We start from the raw sequence: 19,112 nt of genomic DNA, 5'->3' as shown, positions 1-19,112 counted from the left end.
AAGGAGCTCGCCCGCCGTCTGGCGAAGGAGTTCCTGGGCTACGTCTTCGACGAGACCTCCGCCTCGGCGGAGAAGGTCGACGCCATCACCGGGTACGAGACCGCGACGGAGGGCGAGGCAGGTACCGTCGGTTCCTGCTGATGCCCACCTAGATCTGGAGCCCGCGCACCATGACGACTCGTCCCCGCCCGCTCGTCGGGGTCAGCCTGAAGATGTACTTCTCCCTGGCCCGCACGCGCAGCTACCTCGCCGACGTCGCGACCCTCGGTCGCGACGTGGCGGGTAGCGGCGTGGACGCGTTCGTCATCCCCGACTTCCTCAACATCACCACCGGCGTCGACCTCCTGCGCGGCACGGGCATCGCCGTGGGCGCCCAGGACGCCTCGTGGGAGGACTTCGGGGCGCTGACCGGCGAGGTGTCTCCGGCGGCGCTGCGCGAGGCCGGGGCGCGGTTCGTCGAGATCGGGCACGCCGAACGTCGCCGCATGTTCGCCGAGGACGACATCGTGACCGCCCGCAAGGCGGCCGCGGCCGCCCGCAACGGGCTGGTCCCGCTGATCTGCATCGGCGAGAACGTGCGCATCGACGTCCCCGACGCCGCCCGCACCACGATCAGCCAGGTGCTGGCCGCGCTCGAGGACGTGCCCTCCGAGGCCGAGGTCGTCATCGGCTACGAACCGAACTGGGCCATCGGGCAGACCGAACCAGCCCCGCCGGAGCACGTCGTCGGGGTCACCACCCGCTTGCGCGACGCCCTCGCGCACCGACGTGGGGTCACCCGCATCCTCTACGGCGGCAGCGCCGGCCCGGGCATGTTCACCGACGTCGCCGAGGGCGTGGACGGCCTGTTCCTGGGCCGCTTCGCCCACGACGTCGCCAACTTCCGGCTCGTGATCCAGGAGATCGTGGACCACCCGCTCAACGCACACCACACCGACACGGACGACGAGCCGGCCGACCGCGCCTGAGGCGCGGGAGGTCCGGTTCACCGTCGAACCAGCCACCACCACACCAGGAGACCTCCCATGCCTCTCGCACCCCGCACCGACAAGATCACCAAGGTCGCCCAGATCGGCACCGGCTACATGGGCGGCGGCATCGCCCAGTCGCTGGCCCTGGCCGGCAACGACGTGTGGCTCGCCGACGCCGACAAGGAGTCGACGCAGCGCAACTACGAGCGCCTCCTGAAGGAGTCGGAGCTCTTCGAGGCCCAGGGGCTGTTCCCCGCGGGCAGCACCGACACCCTCAAGGAGAAGTTCCACCCCGCGGACTCCATCGAGGAGGCCGTCGCCGACGTCCACTTCGTCGAGGAAGCCGTCTTCGAGGACCCGCAGGTCAAGAAGGACGTCCTCTCCCGCGTGGAGAAGGCCGTCACCCCCGGCACCATCATCGGCACCAACACCTCGACCATCCCGGTGAAGGTCCTGGCCGAGGCGTTCGAGGACGCGTCGATGTTCCTCACCGTGCACTTCTCCAACCCGGCGCCGTTCATCCCGGGTGTCGAGCTCGTGATGGGCGAGGCGACCAACCCGGCCGTCCTGCCCCTCATCGAGGACCTGCTCACCCGCGCCGGCCGCCGTGGCGCGCAAGTGAAGGACGTCCCCGGTTTCGTCCTGAACCGCCTGCAGTACGTGCTGCTGAAGGAAGCCATGTCGGTCGTCGAGGAGGGTGTCGCCACCCCCGCCGACGTCGACACCATCGTCTCCACGACCTTCGGTTTCCGGCTGCCGTTCTTCGGGCCGTTCGCGATCGCCGACATGGCCGGGCTCGACGTCTACGCCAAGGGCTTCAAGGTCCTCGAGGGCCACTTCGGCGAGCGTCTCTCCGCGCCGGCGAACCTCACCGCGCTGGTCGACGCCGGCAAGTACGGCACGAAAACCGGTTCCGGGTTCCTCGAGCTCGAGCCGGAGAAGCTGGCCGCGCTGATCGACTACCGCAACAAGGCCTACCAGAAGATGGGCGAGCTCCTCGCTGAGCTCGGCCCGTCGCCGCTGGCGGAATGAGTTCCTGAACACCATGGGTGTCGCGGTCTCCGGTCAGGGGATCCCGGAACTACCGGGGTACCGCCTCGTCTTCGCCGACGAGTTCGACGGCGACCGCGACACCTCCAGCTGGTCCGGGTACCAGGGGCAGCCGAAGGGGCGACCGCAGGCGCGTTGGCGTCGGGACCACCTGCTGTGCCACGACTCCCGGATGCTGTTGCGGACGACCTTCACCGAAGGCCTCTGGACCTCCGGTGGGACGTCCAACGCCCGCGCCGGTACCCAGACCGGTGGGGCGTGGGCGTTCCGATTCCGCGCCCGACCGGCGGCGGGGATCGGCTACGCGTTCCTGCTCTACCCCGGTGGCGGAGGTTGGCCACCCGAGGTCGACCTGGTCGAGGACTTCGGCGGCGAGCGTCGCCGCTTTCGCACCACCGTGCACTGGAGCGACCCGACCACCGGCCGGCACGAGCAGAAGGGCTGGGCGGTCGAGCACGACCAGACCGCCTGGACCACCGTGGTGGCCCGCATCGACCCGGGCCGCTTCACCGTCGACGTCGAGGGTGTCCGAGTGCTCGACTGGGACGGCACCCTCGACGACGGGACCCCGGTTCCCTGGGCCGTACCGGACTCGCTGCCGCTGTGGTTCGGGATGCAGGCCCACGCCGCGGACGGCGCGACGGACGAGACCACCCCGCCCGTCAGCGACGTCGAGGTCGACTGGGTCGCCCGCTACGCCCGTCTCGACTGACGATCCGGTCCGACGGGTCCGTCCGGTTCAGTCGAGACAGAACTCGTTCCCCTCGGGGTCGGCGAGCACCAGGTGACCGGCTCCGGTGGGTGGGGCGGGTTCGAGACGGGCGACATGGTGCGCGCCGAGGCCGACGAGGCGGTCGGCCTCGCGCTCCAACGCCGCCATCCGTTCCGGTCCGGTGAGTCCAGGAGCGGCACGGACGTCCAGGTGCAGCCGGTTCTTGACCTGCTTCTCCTCGGGAACCCGCTGGAAGAACACCCGCGGTCCGGATCCGGACGGGTCCACGACGGCCGAGGCGTCGTTGCGCTGCTCCTCGGGCACGTGCCAGGCGTCGAGCGCCGCGGCCCAGGTGTCGAACCCCGGCGGCGGCCCCTGGACCCGGTAGCCGAGGGCTTCCGCCCAGAACCCGGCGAGGCGGGCCGGATCGGCGCAGTCGATCGTGATCTGCAGTTCCCGGGCCACGTCAGGCCTTCTTCGTGCGGAACAGGTCGCGCAGCAGCGACACCTCGGCCAGGTGGTGGATGAGTTCGCGGTGGATCTGCAGCACCAGGGCCGCTCTCGGGGCGTCGGCGAGTCCCTCCTCGGCGGGTCCGCAGGGTGCGAGTAGACCGTCCTCGCCCCACGACTCCACCCCGGCGAGCCAGGTCGCGTACTCGGTGTCGAGCTGGCGCAGGGCGGTCGCGGCGTCCGGGGCGTAGTCGAAGGTGGAGTAGTCGGTGGCCGCCCGGCCGAAGTGCGCGGCGTTCCTGAGAGCGAGGCAGCCGACGATCACGTGTCCGAACCGCCAGGCGATCGTCGTCAGGGGCGGGGGACTCGGTTCGGGGTACGCGAAGTCGATCGTCATCGCCCCCGATCCACCCTGCACGGGTGCGGTGCTGCTCCCCCGGGAGCGGACGTTCCAGCTGCCGGGGGACGGTTCCCAGAAGTACTCCTCGTCGGTGAGCCCTTCGAGTCCCCTCCGGACCTGGTGGTCCCAGTGCCGGTTCATCTGATCCCGCAGGAGTCGGTTCCAGCTCTGATCGCTCATGAGACCACCGTGACCCCGATCGCGGACAGCTGCGGTCCGCGATCGGTGCCAGGATCGTGGGGTGGGCGGGGAAGGGACCACCGAGCGCGTGCTCCGGATGCTCGGCCTGCTCCAACGACGGAGGTCCTGGACGGCGGCCGAGCTGGCCGCGGAGCTCGGGGTGACCGAACGCTCGATCCGTCGCGACGCCGAGCGGCTCCGTTCCCTGGGCTACCCCGTGCGGGCGACCTCCGGTGTGGGGGGCGGGTACCGGCTCGGTGCCGGCGCCCGGATGCCGCCGTTGCTCCTCGACGACGAGGAGGCGATCGCCACCGCCGTCTCGTTGCGCCTGGCCAGCGGCGGGACCGTCAGCGGGGCGGCCGAGGCGGCCCTGCGGGCGTTGGCCAAGCTCGACCAGGTCATGCCACCCCGGCTGCGCGAACAGGTCCGCGCCGTGCACGCCGCCACCGACACGCTCGTGGCCGAGGGTGTGGCGATCGACGCGGACGTCCTCGTCACCTTCGCCCGCGCCTGCCGCGACCTGCTCCGGGTCCGCTTCCACTACCCCGCCCGCGCAGGGGGCGAGAGCGAGCGGACGGTGGAACCCGTGCGGATGGTCACGACCGGTCGGCGCTGGTACCTCATGGCCTTCGACGTCGACCGCGACGACTGGCGCACGTTCCGGCTGGACCGCATGCGCGACGTCCGCGCCACGACGTGGCGCTTCCGGGCGCGGGAGCACCCGGACCCGGTGGAACACGTCCAGCGCTCCGTCACCACGATCCCCTACCGGTGGCTCGTCCGAGTCCGCCTGCACGCCCCGGCCCGGACGGTCCGCGAACTCGTCCCCCCGACGATCGGCCTCGTGCACGACGAGGGGACCCACTGCGTCCTCGAGGTCGGCGGCGACGACCTCGACTGGATCGCCGCCCACATCGCCCGGCTCGGGATCCCCGCCGAGGTCCTGGAACCGCCGGAACTGCGGGAGGCCGCGACCCGGCTGGCCCGCACCCTGCAGCAACTGGGCGGCGCGGGGACGCGGTAGGACTTCCCGCAGGCCGGGGTTCGGCTCAGGCTCGGTCGTGGAGGGTGATCTGGTAGCCGTCGGGGTCGGCGAAGGTGAACGTACGCCCGAAGGGCCCGTCGATCGGCGCCGAGACGACGCGGTGGCCGCCGGCGACGAGGGCGTCGTGGATGTCCTGGACGTCGTCGGCGTGCAACCAGATCGCCGCCCCGACGCCTGGCTGCGCGACAGCGCCGAGGTCGGTGCCCGGTACGACGTCGCGCAAGGCGAAGGCGATGGGCGCGGTCTCGAAGACCACGGCGTGCGGGGGCCCGGCCGGGGAGCGGCGGAGACCGAGGTAGTGCTCGTAGAACTCCCGGGAAGCGGTGAGGTCGCTCGCCTGCAGCGAGATGAAGTCGGGTCCGGTGACCGGCACGGGGATGTCCCTTCCGTCGGTGTCAGATGCCTGACACGCAGACCGTATGTCAGAAAACTGACACAGGTCAAGACCCGCACCCCCGGCGCAGGACCGGTACCGTGGCGGACGTGAACCCCTACGTGACCTTCGCGCTCCTCCGGGTCGGGTTCCTCGTCCTCCCCCTGGCCGTCCTGACCCTCCTCGGACTTCGACCACCACTCTCCATCGCCGTCGCCCTGGTCCTCTCCGTCGTCCTGTCCGCGGTGTTCCTGCGCGACCAACGCCGTCGGATCGCCGACCGGATCACCGCACGGGCGCAACGCCGCACCCGCTGACCGGACCTGCCCGGCGCTCGCCACCCGCCACCACTCCACCCACGGAGTCGCGCAGACCACGACGGAACGACTCCTCACCGAACACGCCCTCGAACTCGGGAACGACGTCGACGCGCACCTCTCCGTCCCCGTCGTCATCGCCGCCCTCGCCCGCCCCCACGACCTGCGCGAACACCTCCCCCGCGGGTCCGGCCCGCTAGGCTGACCCGTCGTGGCAGAACAGGTCTCCTTCCTCAGCACCACCGGCCAGAAGCTCGCCGGCCTGCTCGACCTGCCCGAGGGACAGGTCCGCGGGTGGGGGATCTTCGCCCACGGGTTCACCCTCGGCAAGGACTCCCCCGCCGCGTCCCGCATCTGCAAGGGCCTCGCCGCCGAAGGCATCGGCATGCTCCGCTTCGACAACCTCGGCCTCGGCGACTCCGAAGGCGACTGGGGCGACGGGTCCTTCACCCACAAGGTCTCCGACACCGTCCTCGCCGCCGGGTTCATGGCCGAACGGGGAACCCCCGCCGCCCTCCTCGTCGGACACTCCTTCGGCGGTGCCGCCGTCATCGCCGCCGCGAACCGCATCCCCGACCTGCAGGCCGTCGTGAGCATCGCCTCGCCCTCCGAACCCCGCCACGTCGAACACAACTACGACGCCCTCGTCGAACGCGTCATGTCCGAAGGTCACGCCGAGTGGATGGTCGGAGGCCGCGCCCTCACCCTCAAACGCGCCTTCATCGAGGACGTCCGCACCGCGGACCTCAAGCAGCAGATCCACCGGCTCTCGGTCCCGCTGCTCGTGATGCACTCCCCCACCGACGACACCGTCAGCATCGACAACGCCAGCGAGATCTTCAAGGCCGCCAAGCACCCCCGGAGCTTCATCTCCCTCGAAGGCTCCGACCACCTGCTCATCGCCCGCGGCCAGGCCCGCCGCGCCGCGCACATCATCAGCGCCTGGGCCGACCAGTACCTCAAGGACGTCTCCCCGCCCACGAGTGCCTGAGCACCTGGTGACCGAACCCGAACCACCGGGCGCCACACCGCCCTCGCGGTGGACCGTGCCACACCGCCGCTGGCACCGGCCCACCCTGGACGGCCTCGTCGACGACGTGCTCCTGACCGCGGCTTTCGCCGGCGGACTGCTGCTGGGCACGGGCGACCCCGAACGGCTTCTCACGGGAGTGGGGATCTTCCTCGTCGGGTTCGTCACCAGCCAGTACCGCACCGAGGACGACAGCCCGGAAGCTGAGACGAAGCGACTCGTCCACGACCTCGTCACCCGCGGTGAACTCCCGCAGGATCCCGACCAACGGCGCCGAGCGATCGAGCACGCGCAACGCTGGTCCGCACGGCTGCGCCGGGTCCTGCTCCGGGCCGGACTCGGCGTCCTGGCGTGGTGCGCCGTCACCGTGGTGACGCACGCCCTCCTCGTGCGGCACTGGCCGGAGACCAGCGCCCCGAGGGCCTGGGGTGCCGGCATCGCGATCACCGGCGCGACCGGTTGGTACCTCCACGCCGCGGTCCCGGCGGTCCGGCGGGCGCGACGCCTCCGCCGCCTCCTGTAGCCCGGCACCGGGCGCTCGCGGGCGGCTCAGGGCAGGGTCCCGGCCCGCACCGCTCCCTCGTCCTCGGCGCGTCCACGACCTCGAGGGTCAGTGAGACTCGTGACGACACCACGTCAGGTAGTCGCGCACCACTGCGGTGAACCTCCCCTCGGGGTTCCCGGTCACGTCGTGGAACACACCTGACAGCGCCTTCCGGTACGACAACGGGTCGGCGAACCCCAGGGAGCGACCGGTGATCCGCTCCGCATCGGCCTGCACCGCAGCGAAAGCGGGGCACGCGGCCGAGCTACCCGCGAAGCCGAGCAGTCGGAACCTCCCGTTGACGGTGTGATCCGCCGAGCCACCGGACGTGCCGCAGCCGTTCGTGCAGGTCGTCGGCCACCCGCGCGACGTTCCCACGCTGACCCTGCCCCGGGGTGAACCGAACGGGGCGTGACACCGTGTCCCCTCCGAGCGGACCGATCGGGCCCGCCGGACCGACGGAGGATCCTCGTGGACGACGCCCGACTGCCCCAGCCCGTGACTCCCGGGCTCCTGTCCCGGCGCAAGGCGCTCGCCGTGGGCGGTGGCGCCCTCGGTGTCGGGTCCCTGCTGGCGGCCTGCGGCAGCGACGACGACGCCGGAACCACCCCCGCGACCACCGACAGCAGCAGCTCGTCCACCAGCTCCTCCGGCAGCGCCACCTCCAGCGGGGACGGGGCGCTGACCACGGTGTCCGCGGTGCCCGTGGGCTCGGCCCTCCTGGTCACGGCGGCCGGCGGCGCACCGGTCGTCGTCGCCCAGCCGACCGCGGGCGAGATCGTCGCCTTCAGCGGACTCTGCACCCACCAGGGCTGCGCGGTGGCCGTGATGAAGAAGGAGCTCGACTGCCCCTGCCACGGGTCGAAGTTCGACGCCCTCACCGGCGCCGTCCTGAACGGGCCCGCGACGGATCCCCTGACCCCGTTCAAGGTCACCGTCGACGGCGATTCGGTCGTCGCGGCGACCTGACCTTCCGGGCCGGGGCACCCCGGTGCGGTTCCGGTGTCGCGGCGGGAGGTCGACGGGGAGGATCGTCCTGCCGCCGGCGGGCATCGGTCTGCTGTTCAACGTCCTGGTCGCGACCGCCGTGCTCTTCCCCGACGTCCACGCTGGTTTCGAGTGCGGTGTCGACAGCGGGACATCCGCCGGCGGCACGTGCTCCTGAGTCGGGCCAGGGGTGTCCGTCCGGCCCAGAACCCCCCGTTGTACAGGCAGGCTTTGGTGGCGCAGCCGACATGACCATTCTGGTCACGGATTGACTCCAATAACTGAATTTTCAACGCCATTGTGGAGACATGACCGACGAGATGCCGGAACTCGCTGCCGCGGCCCTGCCGCCGTTGCCTGTCCCCGGCGCGTTCGACGCCGAGACCCTGGGCCTCTGGTTCACCCTGCTGGACCCGGTCCGTCGGGCGGTGCGCGCGCCCGGGACCTGGAACGCCTACGCCGTGGACCTCGCCCACTTCGCCGAGTGGTGCACCCGCACCACTCGGCAGCCGTTGCCGGCCGAGCCGGAGACGGTCGCCGCCTACCTCGCCGACCACGTCGAGACGCTGTCCATCGCGACGCTGCGCCGTCGCCTCGCCGCGATCGCCGTCGCGCACGGGATCATCGGGGTCCCCTCCCCCACCGACGGCGAGCGCGTCTCGCTGGTCTGGCGCGGGTTGCGGCGGGTGCACGAACCGCAGCGCAAGCCCCGGAAGGTCGACGCCGTCGAGGTCCGCGACCTCGCGGTCCTCGTCGCCCCGCTGCAGGACACGGTGATGGACCACCGCGACCGGGCGCTGCTGGTCATGGGGTTCGCCGGGGCGCTGCGGCGTTCCGAACTCAGCGCGCTCGACGTGTCCGACGTCGTCGTCGACCCCGGACGCCTCCTCGTCACGATCCGCGAGGCGGGGTCACGGGCCGAACGGGCCGTGGAGCTCCCCCGCGGTCACCGGCTCGAGACCTGCCCCGTTCGCTCCTGGAAGGCCTGGGTCACCGTCGCGCGGCTCACCGAGGGGGCCGCGTTCCGCCGGATGACCAAGGGCGGTCGCTCCCTGCGGCCCGAACGCCTCGGCGACCGCGGGGTCGCGGAAGTGGTGAAGCGCCGGACCCTCGATGTCGGGCTGGACCCGACCCTCTTCTCGGGTCACAGCCTGCGGGCCGGGTTCGTCACGGCCGCGTCGCGCGCCGGTGTCCCCTCGGTGTCGATCGCCCGCCAGACCGGCCACCGGTCGGCGGCGGCCCTCGCCGCGTGCGTCCGGGAGGACCGCCCGTTCCCGCGGAACCCCGCGGCGCACGTGGGGTTGTGACGACGGGGACCACCGCCGCACGGGTCAGGGCGCGCTCGCCGTGCCCACCACCGGTCCTCCCGCCGCCCGCCACGCGACGACCCCACCCTCGAGGTGCACGACGTCGGTGCGGCCCGTCGCCAGGACCGCGCTCAGCGCCTGGGCGGAACGGGTCCCGCGTTCGCAGTGCAGGACGAGCGGGCCGGGGGGCAGGATCCCCGGGTCGGCGAGGACGTGCGCGAGAGGCACGTTGAGCGATCCCGGGATCGCGGACTCGGCGTGCTCGACCGGTTCCCGCACGTCGACGACCAGCGGTGTCGCACCTCCCGCGGTCGCGATCAACGCCCGCGCCTGCACCGCGGGCAGCGTGTCCAGGCCGGTGACGGGTTCGCGTCGGGGGTCGGGGCGCAGCGGCAGTTCGCGCCAGGTCATCGCGAGCGCGTCGTGGACGAGGACCCGCCCCAGCAGCGGCCGGCCGGCACCGGTGACGACCTTCACGGCCTCGGTCACCATGGTCGAGGCGACGGCGCCGCACACCCCGCCCAGCACACCCGCCTCGCCGCAGCCGGGGACGGTTCCCGGTGGCGGGGCCGTGGGGAAGAGGTCGCGGTAGGTCGGTCCGTGCCCGGCGTGGAAGACGCTGACGTGACCGTCGAAGCGCAGGACCGCACCCCACACCCAGGGCACACCCACCAGGCTGCACGCGTCGTTGACCAGGTACCGCGTCGCGAAGGTGTCGGAGCCGTCCAGGACGAGGTCGTAGCCGCGCACCAGGTCGAGGGCGTTCGCCGCGGTGAGACGTTCACGGTGGGTCCGGACCACGACCCCGGGGTTCAGCCGTCGCACGGCCTCGGCCGCGCTGTCGACCTTCGCCCGCCCGACGTCCGGCGTGCCGTGGGCGATCTGGCGTTGCAGGTTCGACGCGTCGACGACGTCGTCGTCGACGACGCCGATCGTCCCGAAGCCGGCCGCCGCCAGGTAGAGCAGCGCCGGGGACCCGAGACCGCCGGCGCCGACGACGAGGACCCGGGCGGCCAGCAACCGCCGCTGCCCGACCTCACCGATCTCGGGGAGCAGCAGGTGCCGCGAGTAGCGGGCGCGTTGCTCGTCGGTCAGCTGCGGGCCGGGTTCCACGAGAGGCGCGTTCGGGGTCACGGGGAAACCTTCCCTCCCGCTGCGGCGATCCGCTCGGGCGGGCTGTCCTGGCGTTGCAGGGCGGCGCGCAGGGTGTCGCCCCCGGAGTCCACCCCCTGACCCACCGCGGGTGGCGCGGACCCCGTGAGCCGTTGCAGGGCACGGGAGGTCGCCTCGAGCACCCCGAGGACGGCGGGTGAGCGCAGGAGCTCGAGGGAACCGGCCGGCCCGTCGAGCGCCACGCACCCCGTGACGCGGGAGGTCTCCCCCGTGTCGTCGACGAGCGGGACGGCGACCACGACGGCGTACTTGCCGACGACCCGGCGGAACTCCTCCACCGTCAGTCCCTGCCGTTCCCCGGCGGCGTCGAGGACGCTGACGTCGCGCGCGATCACGGCGCCCGTCGCGACGCATTCCCCGATGACGCCCTTGCCCGGCGCCCACCGCACCCCCGACGCCACCGGTCGGCGCCGGGACCGGACCCGGTGCACCCGCGCCAGCCGGGGTGGGCGCAGGAACGGCCGGCGCACGCGGTAGGCGGCGAGCGCGAGGTCGCGCGGGTCGAGGCGGCCGCCGGTCGCGTCGACGACGGCCCACAAGGCCCCGGAGAGCAGGTCGTCGTGCAGTTCGCGGTCGGCGTCGGCACGCCGGTCCAGCGCCCGCGCGAGGACGTGCTCGGCCGTGGAACCGATCGCCAGCACCGCGGTCAGGACGACGAGGGTGACGACCACGCCGGCCGAGGGGTTCCAGATGTCGCCACGGTCCAGCGCCAGGGCCGCGCCGACGGCGGCGGCGAGGACGGCGAGAGCGAGGTCGACCCAGGTGCGCACGCCGTCACCGTAGGGGTCCGCTCCGACAGGACCTCCGGACGGCTCACGTCCAGTCGACCCCGCACCCGCTGAACGTGCTCCGCCGCCGTAGGGCCTCGTGGACGGCCTCCTCGACACCGGGCAGTTCGCGCCGCTCGTCACCGTCGGGCAGTTCCACGACGCGGAACGCGTCGGGTCGCACGACCCGGGGTTCCGGGCCGTTGACGATCGCGTCGAGGACCCTCGTGAAGGCACCGGCCGACGCCAGGGGGGACCGCAGCGGCCGGCCGTCCTCGCGGTGGCGGAGGAGGTCGTCGAGCAGGTCGACCCGGGTGTGCTGCGTCGTCGCCGGTGGACGCCCCGGGAGTTCCTCCACGACCACGTCGAGGGTGTAGTAGAGCGTCAGCCGGCCGCGGGTCCCCTCCACGACGACGAACGGTTCGCCGGGTTCGGCGGCCGCCAGCGTCGCGGCCAGGACGAGGTCCGGGGAGTCGCGCAGCGAGACGACGACGGACGTCGTGTCGTCGGTCTCGATGTCGTTGACCCGGAACGGGTCCACCTCGACGGCGAGCACGTCCTCGAGGGACTGGCGGCCCGCGACGGCCAGCGCGGTCGCCACCGCGTGGGCCAGCGGGTTGGTCAGGACGCCGTCGGCGACGACCTGATCCCCGAGCCGGCGGCGACCCGCCCAGGGGGCGCGGGTGAAGTAGGAGCGGGCACGCACCCAGCACCCTGCCGCGGAGAAACCCGTCACCTCCCCGATCCGGCCCTCGGCCACGCGGGTACGGACGTGGTCCAGCGCGGCGGACCCGAGGCTCTGGAAACCCACCTGGACGCTGCGGCCCTCCGCCTGCGCGAGGTCGAGGAGATGGGCGAACTCCGTCAGACCCGTCACCGCGGGTTTCTCGAGGACCACGTCGGCCCCGCTGCGCAGCGCCCGTTCCGCGAGGTCCGCGTGGGTGTGCAAGGGGGTGGCGATGGCGACGACGTCGGGTCGCTGCTCGGCGAGGAGGTCGGCGAGGTCGCCGTAGCGGGGGACGTCGGTGGGCAGACCGTCGGGGAGCGCCCCGACCTCGAGCCGCGGGTCCGCGACGCCGGCCCAGCGGAACGTGCCGGCGGCGATCCGGGGGCCGAGGCGCGCGAGGTAGGAGTGTCCGTAGCCGTGGACCCCGGCCAGGGCGATCGTGGGGACGGGGTTCACCGTGCTACCTCCGGGGACGAGGGACCCGGGACGGGTCCGGGGGTTTCCAGCCAGTCGAACGCCGTCTGCTGCGCGGCCGCGTCGAAGGAGTGCCCCACGTCGGCGAACGACGCACTGTAGGCCTGCGCCGCACCGGCTCCGGTGTAGCGACGACGGATGACGTCGTCCGCGCGGGTCATGCCCTCGCTCGGGAACAACCGGTCGCGGGTGGCGTAGTGGACGTGCAGCGGACGGGGCGCGGCGGCCGCGACGACGTCGGGCCAGTCGCCCACCCGCGCCAGGCCGGGGGTCATGAACGCCCAGGTGTGGGAGTGCACGTGCCGGGCCAGCAGGTCCCGCAACGTCGAGACCATGGCCGCCAGCACCACCCGACCGATGCCGCCCTCCGGGGTGGGTCGCAGCGCGGAGGCGATGGCGGCCCGGGCGCCGCCTCCCGACAGACCCACCAGGGCGACGCCGTCGAGCGCCTCGCCGGTGGCGCGCAGGACGTCCAGGGCCAGCAGGTCCTCCCGCGCGATCAACCCCGCCCACGACGTGCCCAGCAGACCCAGCGCCTTGGCGATCGCGTCCTCGGCCGGACCGGCGTGGACGTCGTAGGTCGCGGCCTCGTCGAGCGGTGCTCCGGTGGCCAGTTCCCGCGCGGCGAGTTCGAGTTCGGCGACGGCTTCGCTGCGGGCGGGCATCGCCGCCACGGGCAACCGCCGGCTCCCCCAGCCGTAGGCGTCGTGGACCAGGACGAGGTGGCCGCGACGGGCCAGTTCCTCGGCGGGGGCCCGGCCGCCGTAGAGCGCGTCCCGGACCACGCCGAGGGAAGGGTGGACGGGCCGACCGTCCGCCCCGTCGGCGAGCTTGTCCAGCCCGAACCGCTTCATCCCGCCGTGGCAGTGCAGGAAGACCGCGGCCGGCAACCGTTGCGGACCGTCGAGGGGTCGCAGCAACCGGCCGCGCACGCGAGGCCCGAACCCGGCCTCCCAGGACAGTTCCCGCCCGGACAGGTCGCCGCGGACCCACTCGGCCTCGACGCGGACGTCGGCCTCGGCGACGCCGGGCACGCGCGGGACCCCGAGCACCCCGTGCAGCCGCCGGCTGACCTCCGCCGGCGTCGGTGCGTCGTCGCCGAACAACGGCCAGGAGTCCTCGAGGACCTCCACCAACCCGTCGAAGACTCCGAGACGATCAGTGGTGGTCATGTCGGTCCGGCTCCGTCGCAGGTCGGGAAAGCGCTTGCTCGCACCGTAGTGGGCGGTCTTCCGGGCCAGCAAGCCACCCTCAGGAGATGAGTTCCGAGAGGACCAGGTAGACCAGGAACCCCACGAAGAACCCGACGCTCCCGACGCTCGTCTCGCCGCTCTCGTGCGCCTCCACGAGGAGTTCCTCCGTGGCCAGGTACATGAAGGCGACGGCACCGAAGGCGAGGACACCGGCGAGCAGGGCGGGCGACGCACCGCCCAGCAGCACGGCCCCGCCGAGGGCACCGCCGATGGTGAGCACGGCGAGGACCGCCGGGAGCAGCGCCACCACGAAGGTCGGGAGGGTTCCCGCGATCGAGGCGGAGATGGACAGACCCACGAAGAGGTACTCCACGGCGAGGGCCACGGTGAGCAGGACACCGACCTGGGCCTCGGTGGAGAACCCGGCCCCGAGGATGACGCCGTCGACGAGGAAGTCGATGCCGGTCGCGACGATGAGCCCCACCGGGACCCCCAGCGCCCCGCGAGCCGCGCGTCCGCGTTCGATGCGGGCGCCGACGTGGCGGAAGGTGAACATCACGGCGATGCCGGCGGCGAACCCCGCCACCGCGACCCACGGGGACCGTTCGAGCACGGCGGGGATGAGCTCGATGGCGGTGGCCGCGAAGACGACACCCGCGGCGAAGTGCTGCAGGCCGCTCGTGAGGCGGGGACCGGGGGCACGCACCGCGGCGATGCCGCCGGAGAGCAGGGCCGCCGCGAGCGGGACCAGCGTGTAGAGGGCGATGGTCGAGAGCACCTCGTGATCGTCCCCCGCGACGGGACCGGGCGCCGTCCGTGCGGTTCACCAGGCGAGCGCGCCCTCCCGGTTGACGAAGGTCCCGGTGGGGCCGTCGTCGGGGAGGGTCGCGAGGCGGACGATCGCGTCGCTGCCCTCGGTGACGGTCTGGGTCCCCTGGCCGTCGTTGAGGTCGGTGTCGGTGTAGCCGGGGTCGGCGGCGTTGACGAGGATCCCGGGCAGCGCGCGGGAGTACTTCAGGGTCAGCATGGTCAGGGCAGTCTTGGAGACGGCGTAGATCGGGGGACGACCTCCCAGTCGAACATGTCGTGCTCCAACGTCGCGGCGAAGGAACCGACCGTGGAGGACACGTTGACGATCCGCGGGTGCTCGGAGTTCTGCAGGAGGGGCACGAAGGCGTTGGTGACGCGCAGCACCCCGAGCAGGTTGGTGTCCAGGACCGCCGCGGCCTGTTCCGCCGTCGTCCGTTCCAGGGGGGCGACGCCGGAGTTGACGGCGGCGTTGTTGACGAGGACGTCCAGACGACCGTGCTCGCTGCGGACCCGTGCGGCCGCGGCGTCGACGCTGCCCTGGTCGGTGACGTCGAGGTGGAGGAAGTCGACGCCGAGGTCGGCGGCGGCGGAGCGACCGCGGTCGAGGTCGCGAGCGCCGAGGAGGACGGTGTGTCCGGTGGCGGCGAGTCGTCGGGCGGTTTCGCGGCCGATGCCCTTGTTGGCGCCGGTGACGAGGGTGATGGTGTCCATGGCGCCACCTTGCGGGTCGCTCCTGCGGGGCGGAAGGCGCTGGGCCTCGGTAGGACTGCCGGCACCACCCGGCCCACGGGCATGATGCCCGGGTGAGCGGGAGTGCGGGGTTGGGGACGTTGTTGCGGGGGTTGCGCAACCGCTGCGACGTGGGGCCGAGCGGGATGGTGGTCACCGCGCGCCGGACGCCGGGGTTGCGCCGTGAGGAGCTCGCGCTGCTGGCGGGGGTGTCGGTGGACTACCTGGTGCAGTTGGAGCAGGGGCGTGCGACGCGACCGTCGGCTCCGGTGGTGGCGGCGTTGTCGCGGGCGTTGCGCCTGGAGACGGAGGACTCCGACCTGCTGCACCGGGCGGCGGGGTTGGCCCCGGTGCGGGGGGCGTTGTCGCGTGAGGTCCCCGAGGGGGCGGAACGGGTGGTGTCGCGGTTGCGGGAGTGGCCGGCGGCCGTCTACTCGGCGGACTGGTGGTTGTTGCGGTGGAACTCGGCGTGGACGGCGCTGCTGGGTGGGGTGGGGGAGGGCCGGTCGCGCAACGTGGTGTGGTTCGAGATGACGCAGCCGAACCCGAACGTGCGGGTGGACCCGGTGGAGGACGAGGTGTTCCGGGACGCGATCGTGGGTGACCTGCGGGTGGCGCTGGTGGAGCATCCCGACGATCCGGAGCTGGTGGACCTGGTCGCTGCGTTGCGGGAGGCGAGTCCGGAGTTCGTGGAGCGGTGGGGTGCGGCGCGGCCGGCGCGCTACCGCGGGATGCGCAAGCGGGTGGAGCACCCGGAGGTGGGGACGGTCGTGCTCGACGGTGACGTGGTGCAGTTCCCGGGGTCGGACGTGCGGTTGGTGGTGTACTCCCCCGTCGCGGGTGGCCGGGACGCGGAACGCCTGTCCCGGTTGACGCGGACCGTCGACGCTCCGGGCCGGTAGCGGGCTGGCCGCCGGGTGTACTGGCGGTACACCTCACGGCAGGGACTCCTCCCGCGCGGCGCTGCTCGTTACCGTCGACGGACCTCCACCGGCACCCCGCGACGATCGGAACCGCAGCCCCGTGACCCGTTCCCCGTCGGAGACCCGACCGGTCCCCGCCGCGCTCATCGCCACCGTCGTCCTCCTGACGGCGATCGCTCCGCTGGCCACCGACATGTACGTGCCGGCCTTTCCCGACGTCGCCCGCGATCTCGACACCTCGGCCACCGCGGTGCAGTTGACGTTGACGACGTTCTTCACCGGGATGGCGGTGGGGCAGCTGGTCGGTGGTCCGGTCTCGGACCAGCGGGGTCGTCGTGGGCCGCTGCTGGTCGCGGTGGTCGTGGTCCTGCTGGCCTCGGTCGCCTGTGCCCTCGCGCCGACGATCACCGTGATGGCCGTGACGCGGTTCGTGCAGGGTCTGGCCGGTGGGTGGGCGATGGTCATCGGTCGGGCCGTCGTGGTCGACCTGGCCACGGGTCACCAGCTGGTGCGTTCGCTCAACCTCGTCCAGGGCGTGGGCGGGGTGGCGCCGATCCTCGCGCCGCTGCTGGGTGGGGTCGTCCTGCAGCTCTCGACGTGGCGGGCTCCGTTCTGGGTCATCGCGGTGATCACCGCGGTGACCCTCGTGGTGGTGTGGTTCGTCGTGCCGGAGTCCCTGCCCGTGGCGGATCGGCACCCCGGCGGGTTGGGGGCCTTCGTCCGGGCGGCGCGCGAGGTCCTGGGGAACCGGGAGTACGTGGGCTACCTGGTGGTGTGCTCGGCGGCCGTGGTGGCGTTGTTCGCCTACGTGGCGACGTCGGCGTTCGTGCTGCGGTCGATGAACGGGATGAGCCCCATCGCCTACTCGGTCTCCTTCGCCGCCAACGCGGTGGGCATGACGGTGGCGTCGCTGGTCTCGGCCCGCCTCGCCGGCCGGGTCGCGACCCGCTCGGTGATCCTCACCGGTCAGGTCCTGGCCCTGGCCGCCGGTGTCGGCATGCTGGTGGGGGCGTTCTGGCTGGGGACTCCGCTGCCGCTGGCCCTGGGGTGCTTCTTCGCCCTGATGGTGGCGATCGGTCTGGTGCTCGGGAACGCCGGTGCCCTGGCCAACGCTGCGGTGCCGGACCACCCGGGGACGGGTTCGGCGGTGCTGGGGATGCTGCAGTGGGGCACGGCCGGGGTCGCGGCTCCGCTGGCCGGGCTCGGTGGGGAGGACAGTTCCGTCCCGGTGGCGCTGCTGATGACGGTGGGCGCCCTCGTCTCGCTGGCGGCCCTGGTGAGCGTCACGGGAACCCGCCGGCGGGCCGGCACCCCGGTCGGGCGTTTCCCCGGCGATGGTGGTGGTGGTGCTCGGCTCTGAGCCGTGGCCGTCGGGTCCGGCGTCGGGCGCGACGCGTCACTCCCCGCTCAGAGGACTCCGGTCGCCAGGAGCACGAGCAGCACGACGCCGAGGAGGACCCGGTAGCCGATGAAGACGGTGATGGGGTGGCGGGCGACCAGTCGGAGCAACCCGGCGATGGAGGCGTAGGCCACGACGAGGCTCACCAGGGTCGCGACGAGCGTGGGGGTCCAGCCGACGCTGGCGCTGATGTCCGAGGCGCTGCCGGCGGCCTCGTAGGCCCCGGCGGCGGTCAGCGCCGGGATGGAGAGGAAGAACGACAACCGGGTCGCCGTGACGCGGTCCAGACCGCGGAACAGGGCGGCGCTGATGGTGGCCCCCGACCGCGAGACCCCGGGGACCAGGGCGACGCACTGGACGAGCCCGATGACCAGGACGTCGGAGAGCCGGACGTCGCGCTCGGACCGTTGCTGACTGCCCCGCCGTTCCGCGAGGTACATGACCGCGCTCCACGCGATGAGGGCGACGGCGACGACGCCGAGACTGCGGAGGCGACCCGAGACCAGGTCACGGGCGGCGAAACCCACGATGCCGATGGGGACGGAACCCGCGATGACGAACCAGGCGAGGCGGTAGTCCGGATCGCGCCGGGCGGCGGGGTGCAGGAGTCCGGACACCCAGGCCCGCACCAGCCTGACGATGTCGGTGCGGAAGTAGATCAGGACGGCGGCGATGGCTCCGACCTGGATGATCGCGGTGAACGCGGTCACCCCGGGGTCGTCGACCCGCAGGCCGAGGAGTCGTTCGGCGATGGTCAGGTGTCCGGTGCTGGAGACGGGGAGGAACTCCGTGATCCCCTCGACGACCCCGAGCACGAGGGCCTGGGCGATGTCCATGTGGTGCAGTCCTCAGATCGTTCTCGACGGGTGGCGGTTCGGTGGTTCGGTGGTTCGGGTCAGTCTCCGCTGCTGCCCTGGGCGGGGGCGCTGGTCATCTGGTCCGCCCACACGGCCTCGGCGCCGGAGTCGCCCACCCGGTAGACCTGGACGCCGGCGGCGACGGCGGCGACCACGGAGAGCACGGCGACGACGCCGAGGCCCCGCACAGCCCGCGGGCCCCGACCGCGAGCGCCGGGGTCCTTCGCGACGTCGGCGGTGTCGGCGACGGCGGCGGCGTCGGGGGTGTCAGCGCGGTGGCGGCGCTGGACCCACCACAGCACGATCGCGAGCAGCGTCATGGGGAGGGCGAACCAGACGAGCTGGTCTCCGAGTCCGGCGTGCGCACCGGGGTCGCCGACGCGGTGTTCGAGGGCTTCTCCGCTGCTGGTCGCGATCGGGCAGAGGGCGGTGGCGATCACCGCGACGAGGGCGTTGAGCCCGCCGTAGCGGACGCGCCAGCGCGGCAGGACGGCGACGAGGATCGTGCCGAGCACCGCCAGCGGGAGGAGCACGACGACGGCGTGGACGACGAGGGGGTGGACGGGGAGTCCGTCGATGGTGTCCAGCACGGGGTTCCTCCAGGGCTGCGGCTTCGGGGAGCGGTGTGCCGCACACTGGCGGGGGGCCGGTGGGGAGCTGCACGCGACGACGTCGACTACTATTGCCTCAGTAG

General features: G+C 72.8%; 23 protein-coding genes. 11 read left to right on the top strand and 12 right to left on the bottom strand.

What is annotated here, in order from left to right; genetic code table 11:
• Positions 1-170 precede the first annotated feature (170 nt).
• Genes ACFQ46_RS23675 through ACFQ46_RS23665 form a run of 3 tightly spaced genes read left to right on the top strand, consistent with a single transcriptional unit; the run spans position 171 to position 2,733 of the window.
• The gene (locus ACFQ46_RS23675; protein ID WP_380262686.1) at positions 171-968 is read left to right on the top strand and encodes a triose-phosphate isomerase family protein; all 798 of its coding nucleotides are present in this window, start codon (positions 171-173) and stop codon (positions 966-968) included.
• A gap of 57 nt (positions 969-1,025) precedes the next feature.
• Positions 1,026-2,003, top strand: coding sequence for a 3-hydroxyacyl-CoA dehydrogenase family protein (locus tag ACFQ46_RS23670; RefSeq protein ID WP_380262684.1), 978 nt, complete (start codon positions 1,026-1,028; stop codon positions 2,001-2,003).
• Between the two features lie 13 nt (positions 2,004-2,016).
• Positions 2,017-2,733: a hypothetical protein gene (locus ACFQ46_RS23665; protein WP_380262682.1), complete on the top strand. Its 717-nt coding sequence runs from the start codon at positions 2,017-2,019 to the stop codon at positions 2,731-2,733.
• A 27-nt stretch (positions 2,734-2,760) separates the two neighbouring features.
• Here ACFQ46_RS23665 and ACFQ46_RS23660 read toward each other — a convergent pair whose 3' ends face one another.
• Both ACFQ46_RS23660 and ACFQ46_RS23655 read right to left on the bottom strand, forming a co-directional pair.
• Entirely contained in the window at positions 2,761-3,198 is a 438-nt protein-coding gene (locus tag ACFQ46_RS23660; protein WP_380262680.1) for a VOC family protein, read from the bottom strand.
• 1 nt (position 3,199) lies between these two features.
• On the bottom strand, positions 3,200-3,763 hold the full coding sequence (locus ACFQ46_RS23655) for a DinB family protein (protein WP_380262678.1): 564 nt from the start codon (positions 3,761-3,763) through the stop codon (positions 3,200-3,202).
• A gap of 97 nt (positions 3,764-3,860) precedes the next feature.
• On the opposite strand from ACFQ46_RS23655, the gene ACFQ46_RS23650 reads away from it, so the two are divergent.
• Positions 3,861-4,787, top strand: a complete 927-nt coding sequence (locus ACFQ46_RS23650; RefSeq protein WP_380262722.1) for a helix-turn-helix transcriptional regulator — start codon at positions 3,861-3,863, stop codon at positions 4,785-4,787.
• 25 nt (positions 4,788-4,812) lie between these two features.
• On the opposite strand, the gene ACFQ46_RS23645 is transcribed toward ACFQ46_RS23650, so the two are convergent.
• Complete coding sequence (locus ACFQ46_RS23645; protein ID WP_380262676.1) at positions 4,813-5,181, bottom strand: VOC family protein; 369 nt, start codon at positions 5,179-5,181, stop codon at positions 4,813-4,815.
• Positions 5,182-5,291: 110 nt separating this feature from the next.
• Between ACFQ46_RS23645 and ACFQ46_RS23640 the strand changes: the two genes are divergently transcribed.
• From ACFQ46_RS23640 to ACFQ46_RS23620, 5 genes are all read left to right on the top strand, one after another.
• On the top strand, positions 5,292-5,498 hold the full coding sequence (locus ACFQ46_RS23640; protein WP_380262674.1) for a DUF4229 domain-containing protein: 207 nt from the start codon (positions 5,292-5,294) through the stop codon (positions 5,496-5,498).
• A gap of 211 nt (positions 5,499-5,709) precedes the next feature.
• Positions 5,710-6,489, top strand: a complete 780-nt coding sequence (locus ACFQ46_RS23635; RefSeq protein WP_380262672.1) for an alpha/beta hydrolase family protein — start codon at positions 5,710-5,712, stop codon at positions 6,487-6,489.
• A gap of 55 nt (positions 6,490-6,544) precedes the next feature.
• Positions 6,545-7,051 carry a hypothetical protein gene (locus ACFQ46_RS23630; protein WP_380262670.1) on the top strand — a complete coding sequence of 169 codons (507 nt, stop codon included), beginning with the start codon at positions 6,545-6,547 and terminating at the stop codon, positions 7,049-7,051.
• A 492-nt stretch (positions 7,052-7,543) separates the two neighbouring features.
• Positions 7,544-8,041 (top strand): ubiquinol-cytochrome c reductase iron-sulfur subunit, encoded by a 498-nt coding sequence (locus ACFQ46_RS23625; protein WP_380262668.1) that lies wholly within the window; start codon positions 7,544-7,546, stop codon positions 8,039-8,041.
• A 326-nt stretch (positions 8,042-8,367) separates the two neighbouring features.
• Entirely contained in the window at positions 8,368-9,366 is a 999-nt protein-coding gene (locus tag ACFQ46_RS23620; protein ID WP_380262666.1) for a tyrosine-type recombinase/integrase, read from the top strand.
• 24 nt (positions 9,367-9,390) lie between these two features.
• Here ACFQ46_RS23620 and moeB read toward each other — a convergent pair whose 3' ends face one another.
• The 7 genes from moeB to ACFQ46_RS23585 all read right to left on the bottom strand — a co-directional run bounded on the left by moeB (position 9,391) and on the right by ACFQ46_RS23585 (position 15,221).
• Positions 9,391-10,500, bottom strand: coding sequence for a molybdopterin-synthase adenylyltransferase MoeB (gene moeB / locus ACFQ46_RS23615; protein ID WP_380262664.1), 1,110 nt, complete (start codon positions 10,498-10,500; stop codon positions 9,391-9,393).
• Positions 10,497-11,309, bottom strand: a complete 813-nt coding sequence (locus ACFQ46_RS23610; RefSeq protein WP_380262662.1) for a hypothetical protein — start codon at positions 11,307-11,309, stop codon at positions 10,497-10,499. The genes moeB and ACFQ46_RS23610 overlap by 4 nt, the downstream gene beginning before the upstream one ends.
• Positions 11,310-11,352: 43 nt before the next feature.
• Positions 11,353-12,489, bottom strand: coding sequence for a Gfo/Idh/MocA family protein (locus tag ACFQ46_RS23605; protein ID WP_380262660.1), 1,137 nt, complete (start codon positions 12,487-12,489; stop codon positions 11,353-11,355).
• On the bottom strand, positions 12,486-13,679 hold the full coding sequence (locus ACFQ46_RS23600; protein WP_380262658.1) for an acetylesterase: 1,194 nt from the start codon (positions 13,677-13,679) through the stop codon (positions 12,486-12,488). Before ACFQ46_RS23600 ends, ACFQ46_RS23605 begins: the two co-directional genes overlap by 4 nt.
• 79 nt (positions 13,680-13,758) lie before the next feature.
• Positions 13,759-14,478 carry a ZIP family metal transporter gene (locus ACFQ46_RS23595; protein WP_380262656.1) on the bottom strand — a complete coding sequence of 240 codons (720 nt, stop codon included), beginning with the start codon at positions 14,476-14,478 and terminating at the stop codon, positions 13,759-13,761.
• Positions 14,479-14,523: 45 nt separating this feature from the next.
• The gene (locus ACFQ46_RS23590; RefSeq protein WP_380262654.1) at positions 14,524-14,727 is read right to left on the bottom strand and encodes a hypothetical protein; all 204 of its coding nucleotides are present in this window, start codon (positions 14,725-14,727) and stop codon (positions 14,524-14,526) included.
• A gap of 2 nt (positions 14,728-14,729) precedes the next feature.
• Entirely contained in the window at positions 14,730-15,221 is a 492-nt protein-coding gene (locus ACFQ46_RS23585) for an SDR family NAD(P)-dependent oxidoreductase (protein WP_380262652.1), read from the bottom strand.
• 92 nt (positions 15,222-15,313) lie between these two features.
• Between ACFQ46_RS23585 and ACFQ46_RS23580 the strand changes: the two genes are divergently transcribed.
• Positions 15,314-16,141 (top strand): helix-turn-helix domain-containing protein, encoded by an 828-nt coding sequence (locus tag ACFQ46_RS23580; protein WP_380262650.1) that lies wholly within the window; start codon positions 15,314-15,316, stop codon positions 16,139-16,141.
• 121 nt (positions 16,142-16,262) lie between these two features.
• Positions 16,263-17,522, top strand: coding sequence for a multidrug effflux MFS transporter (locus ACFQ46_RS23575; RefSeq protein WP_380262648.1), 1,260 nt, complete (start codon positions 16,263-16,265; stop codon positions 17,520-17,522).
• Between the two features lie 47 nt (positions 17,523-17,569).
• Here ACFQ46_RS23575 and ACFQ46_RS23570 read toward each other — a convergent pair whose 3' ends face one another.
• Both ACFQ46_RS23570 and ACFQ46_RS23565 read right to left on the bottom strand, forming a co-directional pair.
• Positions 17,570-18,397 carry an undecaprenyl-diphosphate phosphatase gene (locus tag ACFQ46_RS23570; protein WP_380262646.1) on the bottom strand — a complete coding sequence of 276 codons (828 nt, stop codon included), beginning with the start codon at positions 18,395-18,397 and terminating at the stop codon, positions 17,570-17,572.
• 59 nt (positions 18,398-18,456) lie between these two features.
• Positions 18,457-19,008 (bottom strand): DUF2231 domain-containing protein, encoded by a 552-nt coding sequence (locus tag ACFQ46_RS23565; RefSeq protein WP_380262644.1) that lies wholly within the window; start codon positions 19,006-19,008, stop codon positions 18,457-18,459.
• Positions 19,009-19,112 lie beyond the last annotated feature (104 nt).

It is taken from the genome of Kineococcus sp. GCM10028916 (assembly GCF_042674865.1).
Taxonomy (GTDB): domain Bacteria; phylum Actinomycetota; class Actinomycetes; order Actinomycetales; family Kineococcaceae; genus Kineococcus.
The sequence above is the reverse complement of the archived record's forward strand: the minus strand, read 5'-3'. Positions and strand labels throughout refer to the sequence as shown.